The organism is Parafrankia sp. FMc2 (assembly GCF_041008525.1).
In the GTDB taxonomy this organism is placed as follows: domain Bacteria; phylum Actinomycetota; class Actinomycetes; order Frankiales; family Frankiaceae; genus Parafrankia.
The window spans coordinates 1-5,095 of the sequence record NZ_JBFLUG010000259.1 but is presented as its reverse complement, the minus strand read 5'-3'; the positions used below and the strand labels follow the sequence as shown (position 1 = coordinate 5,095).

Annotated in this window: 5 protein-coding genes and 2 pseudogenes; 6 read left to right on the top strand and 1 reads right to left on the bottom strand. The window is 65.0% G+C overall.

From position 1 onward, the window contains the following. The first annotated feature begins 506 nt into the window (after positions 1–506). Together AB1460_RS35600 and AB1460_RS35595 are read left to right on the top strand one after the other, a co-directional pair. Entirely contained in the window at positions 507–1,166 is a 660-nt protein-coding gene (locus AB1460_RS35600; protein ID WP_368966827.1) for an FkbM family methyltransferase, read from the top strand. A 396-nt stretch (positions 1,167–1,562) separates the two neighbouring features. Beyond that, positions 1,563–3,023: a UDP-glucose dehydrogenase family protein gene (locus AB1460_RS35595; RefSeq protein WP_368966825.1), complete on the top strand. Its 1,461-nt coding sequence runs from the start codon at positions 1,563–1,565 to the stop codon at positions 3,021–3,023. 109 nt (positions 3,024–3,132) lie between these two features. On the opposite strand, the pseudogene AB1460_RS35590 reads toward AB1460_RS35595, so the two are convergent. Continuing rightward, positions 3,133–3,399, bottom strand: a pseudogene (locus AB1460_RS35590) (IS1634 family transposase); the annotation flags it as partial. Between the two features lie 63 nt (positions 3,400–3,462). On the opposite strand from AB1460_RS35590, the gene AB1460_RS35585 reads away from it, so the two are divergent. The 4 genes and pseudogenes from AB1460_RS35585 (at position 3,463) to AB1460_RS35570 (ending at position 4,967) form a co-directional block, all read left to right on the top strand. Further along, on the top strand, positions 3,463–3,699 hold the full coding sequence (locus AB1460_RS35585; RefSeq protein ID WP_368966823.1) for a hypothetical protein: 237 nt from the start codon (positions 3,463–3,465) through the stop codon (positions 3,697–3,699). Continuing rightward, positions 3,674–4,480 (top strand): annotated as a pseudogene (locus AB1460_RS35580) (recombinase family protein); the annotation flags it as partial. The gene AB1460_RS35585 and the pseudogene AB1460_RS35580, both read left to right, overlap by 26 nt. A gap of 170 nt (positions 4,481–4,650) precedes the next feature. After that, entirely contained in the window at positions 4,651–4,848 is a 198-nt protein-coding gene (locus AB1460_RS35575; RefSeq protein WP_368966820.1) for a hypothetical protein, read from the top strand. Continuing rightward, entirely contained in the window at positions 4,845–4,967 is a 123-nt protein-coding gene (locus AB1460_RS35570; protein ID WP_368966818.1) for a hypothetical protein, read from the top strand. Before AB1460_RS35575 ends, AB1460_RS35570 begins: the two co-directional genes overlap by 4 nt. The last annotated feature ends 128 nt before the right edge of the window (positions 4,968–5,095 follow it).

Here is a 5,095-nt window from a genome sequence, read left to right as displayed (position 1 = left end):
GGGCCGTCAAGCACGGACTGAAACGTGTGCAGTACCGGCCCGATCTTCTTGTCGGGTTCCTTGCCGAGACCGGGCTTGCTTGGGAAGAGCTCGGATCAACATGACTTCTCGCATTAATCATCAGTAGTAGCCCGCGATCACACCCTGCCAAGGAACGAAAGATCCGGCCTGGCAGGCTCCCGAGGTTACAGACACGCACCTATTATGATCATGACTAGGTGTTGTAAATCAGAGACACTCAGCCCATGTTCCCTTCGTCGCCCAGCCGGGTTACGCACGCAGCGCACATAAGTTACACCACTGTCCGTTACATCTGGAACCACCCGGAGGTACGACGCCACAGCCGGCTACGCGCGGTGTCGCGTTATGTCGGCTGGCAGGCCTGGGAACGGACGGCTCGCCGGCCTGTGACGACCAGGCTGCCTGGCGGGGCATTGATGCGCTGCTATCCGCATAGCACAGCCGCAAGCATGATGCTTTATTGCCGACTGCCCGAATGGGACTCGATGCGCTTCGTGCTTGACTACCTCCGTCCCGGCGACGTCTTCGTAGATGTCGGAGCCAATGTGGGCAGCTATACGCTGCTTGCCGGCAAGGTTCCCGGGGTACACGTCGTTGCATTCGAGCCAGCGTCGTCGACATTCTCGAGACTGTCGGAGAATGTCGTACTGAACCGGTTGACGAACGTCACACTTCATCAGTGCGCTGTCGGTCAGGCCGACACAGAGGCCCTACTCACACTAGATAACGATACAATGAACCAGATTGTCCCCGTTGGCGACGAATCCGGCAGAACCGAAAAAGTACGTATGGTTCGGCTGGACACAATTATCGGGGACCAGTCGGACGTCGCACTGGTCAAGATCGATGTCGAGGGCCACGAGCCAGAGGTCCTGGCGGGTGCCGAGCAGTTGCTACGCCGCTGCCGCCCAGCACTCATCGTCGAGTACAATGATCATGGCAGGCTGACCAAATTCTTCAACCAAGTCGACTATCGTCCCGTCTTTTATCGCCCCGACGAGCGCAAAATTCAACCGCTCCGCACGTCGCCAGACGGCCGTATCGCGGCCAGCGCGCGACCGGGACACTCGGCGAACATCATCGCGGTAGCGGCGGAGAACCTCGACCACGGAGTGCAGCGGCGACTCACAGCGACGACTGGCTGAGTTCACGGCTGGCAATTGGTCAGGTGTCCGCTCCCGGGTCTGGGCTGGCCTGCGTTACGAGGTGAGAATTTTCTATGTGGACCAGGTCAGCCTGGCGTGACTGCTCGCGCGAGGCGGTCGATTCTATTCCCTCGATCGCGAGATTAAACCTCCCGGGGGGTTAATTGAACACGGAGATCGGGTTGTCGTGGACTTCTGACGTTGCGGGATTTTCCTGGCCAGGGCCCACAATGCCGAAATCCTTGCCAGTACGCCGGTCGACGGTCGGGCGCTGCCCTGCCCACGCGGTGCGATGGCCTGTTGCCAGGCGGCTGTCATCCCTGAGCTGCCATGGTGTTGAGAAATCAGTAAACGTCGACTGCTTCGCATGAACGGGGCAGCCATGAACGGGGCAGAATGAACAAGCAGCGGGAGACTGGTGCGCAGTCGATAACCGTCATCGGGAGCGGGTATCTTGGAGCTACGCATGCCGTATGCATGGCCGAACTGGGCTGCCGAGTATTGGCCGTTGATGTCGATGAGACGAAGATCTCTCGCCTCGCGGCCGGCGACGCTCCGTTCTTCGAGCCGGGCCTGGAACCGCTGCTCCGTAAGAATCTGGAAGCCGGCCGGCTGCATTTCACGACATCGTATGACGAAGTGGCCGAGTTCGGAGACGTGCACTTCTTGTGCGTGAACACGCCCCAGCAAGATAATAGTGATGCGGCGGACCTGAGTTACTTGGACGCCGCGGTGGCGGCGTTGGCCCCACGCCTGCGGCGGGACTGCCTTGTCGTAGGAAAATCCACTGTCCCGGTGGGCACGGCTGTCGCGCTCGCGAAGATGCTCGTTCGGTTGGCGCCGGCCGGGGCGCGTGTCCAGCTGGCCTGGAACCCGGAGTTCCTGCGGGAGGGCTATGGGGTAGAGGACACTCTACGTCCGGATCGGCTGGTATTCGGGGTGACTTCGCTGGAAGCCGAGGCCCGGCTGCGGCGGGTTTTCGCACCTATCATCGAGGCAGGTACTCCGGTCGTCATAACCGACTACGCTACCGCGGAGCTCGTGAAGGTCGCCGCGAACTCGTTTCTCGCGACAAAGATTTCCTTCATCAACGCTATGGCCGAGGTATGCGAAGCAGCCGGCGCGGACGTGCTCACCCTCGCTGCGGCCCTCGGTCAGGATCCACGCATCGGCCCCCGGTTCCTGCAGCCCGGGGTCGGCTTCGGCGGCGGCTGTCTTCCGAAGGACATTCGTGCGTTCGCCATCCGGGCCGACGAGCTTGGCGTCGGCCCGGCGCTGTCCTTCCTCCAGGAGATCGACGCGATCAATCTGCGCAGGCGTGGCCGGATCGTGGACCTGGTCCGGGCGGCAGCCGGGGGAACCCTGGAACAATGCTCGATCGCGATGCTCGGGGCCGCCTTCAAGCCGAACTCCGACGACGTGCGTGATTCGCCGGCCCTCGCCGTCGCGGCGACGCTGCATCAGCTCGGGGCAGCGGTGACGGTATACGACCCGGTAGCTAACGACAATGCCCGCCGGGTACACCCACAGCTGAAATACGCCGATTCGGTATCAGCGGCGATGGCGGACGTGGGGGCCGTGGTGGTGCTCACCGAGTGGGACCAGTTTGCCGAGTTGGACCCGGTGGCGCTGGCGAATCTCGTTCGCCGCCGAGCAGTCGTCGACGGGCGGCACTGCCTCGACGGCGACCGCTGGCGCGACGCCGGCTGGGAGTATCACGCACCGGGACGTCCCGGGTCCGTTCCCATGGCACCGGCGGCCGTGCCCACGCAACGCACACAGCGGCCCGCGCTCCCACCACTTGCCCCTGGGCGGACAGGAGCATTCGGACGCAGTTCGTCTGACGGACGCAGGTGAGGACGGCGGCCGGAGGTAGCCTAGCCCGAGTTTCCAATGACCTTGGTCTCTCGTAAGCATTCTCGCCGGCCAGAGAAATTTCGATCTTGAAGTGGGCGTAGTGCCTAACTCACCGCCGGGGCGCGTACCGCCCGAGATCGAACAGGTCGTGCAGCTGCTGCTGGAGTGGGCCGAGTCGGGTGAGCATCTGCCGGACGCGGGGCCGGCCGCGTTCGCCTTGGCGGAGCAGCACGGTCTCGCCGATGCCTTCCAGTTCGCCGAGCAGCGTGAGCACGCAGGTGAACAGGTAGACGCGGATCTTGTGGCCGGTGACGTGGTGGATCGGGCCGAAGGAGACGACGTGCGGGTCCTTGGCCTGACGGAACCCGGCTTCAAGGAGCAAGCCGCACTGCACACATAGGCGAGCCGGGGGCGGGGAACGCCCTCGTGGTTGGGGTTGATGGCCTGTTGGCGCTGGTCGCGGCGGTTCGGCGGCTGCGGGATGCGCGGGCTGACGGGGAGCGCGGGGGTGATCGTGGCGCTGGCGGACGCGGTGGTGCCGCCGTGGGAGGCGTTCCCGGAGACGAACCGGGATGCGGTGCGGCGTCTGCTGGGCCTGTTGGTGGAGCGGATGACGGTGCTGCCGACACCGGCGAGCGGGCGGTGTGGCAATGAGCGGGACGAGTGTCGCGGCTGACGCGCGGGAGCGTGCGGGGAGCAAGGTCCAGCCGTGGCATCGTGATCGTCTGGCGGCGGTGTATGTGCGGCAGTCCACCGCCGAGCAGGTTGCCGATCATCAGGAGTCGACCCGGTTGCAGTACGGGCTGGTCGAGCGGGCGGTCGCGTTGGGGTGGGCCCGGTCGCGGGTGCTGATGATCGATGAGGATCTTGGGTGTTCGGCCTCGGGTGCGCAGGCCCGGCCGGGGTTTGCCCGGCTGGTCTTCGAGGTCGGGCTGGACCACGTGGGGATCGTGGTGGGTCTGGAGATGTCCCGGCTGGCCCGGTCCGGCCGGGAATGGCATCAGCTGCTGGAGCTGTGTGCCCTGTCGGGAACGCTGCTGGCCGACCTGGACGGGGTCTATGACCCGGCCGAGCACAACGACCGGTTGCTGCTGGGGCTGAAAGGCACGATCAGCGAGGCCGAGCTGTATCTGATCAGGCAGCGGATGTGGTCCGGGCGGCTGGCCAAGGCCCGGCGTGGCGAGTTGGCGGTGCCGTTGCCGATCGGGTTCGTGCGCCGGGAGTCCGGTGAGGTGGTCCTGGACCCGGACGAGCAGGTCCAGACGGTGGTCCGGCTGGTCTTCGACCTGTTCGAGCGGTTCGGCACGGTGAACGCGGTGCTGTGTTTCCTGGCTGACAACGGCATCCAGGTCGGGGTGCGACTGCGGGCGGGGCCCGGGCGTGGGCAGGTGAGCTGGCGGCGGCCCAGCCGGGCGGCGGTGCACAACATGCTGCGTAACCCAGCCTACGCGGGCATCTAGGAGCCGCCGGAAAATAACTCCTGGATTTGATGTTGGCCCTGTCCCGGGACTGCCCACATCTCTCCTTGATCAAGAACGGGAGTTATTTTCCGGCGGCTCCCTACGTCTATGGCCGCAGCAGGTTGGACCCAAGACGGCGGCAGGCGGGTAGACCGTTCACCGGGCGGGTGCGCACCGAGCGGGCGGAGTGGACCGTCTGTCTGCCCGGGGTGTTGCCGTCCTACATCAGCGTCGAGCAGTACGAGCGGAACATGCAGCGGATGCAGGCCAACCAGTCCCGGGCCGCGAGCCCGGGCCTGGTGCGCGACGGCCCGGCCCTGCTGGCCGGGCCTGGTTGGCCTGCGCCCGCTGCGGGACGAGGATGACGGTGCGCTACCAGCACGGGCCGCAAGGAAGGCTGCACCCGGCCTACGTGTGCGCCCGGGACAAGACCGACTACGGCACCGGGCGGTGCCAGCACGAGCCTGTCACGATTTTCGTGTAAACCAGAGATGAACAGCCTACTCCATGGAGATTATCAGAAAGGTAGTCGGCCGGGGAAGAGGTTGACCAGCGAGTTGAGTGCGACTTTCCATCCATGTGTTCCCGTGCCGGACTCGCCGCCTCGCTGAC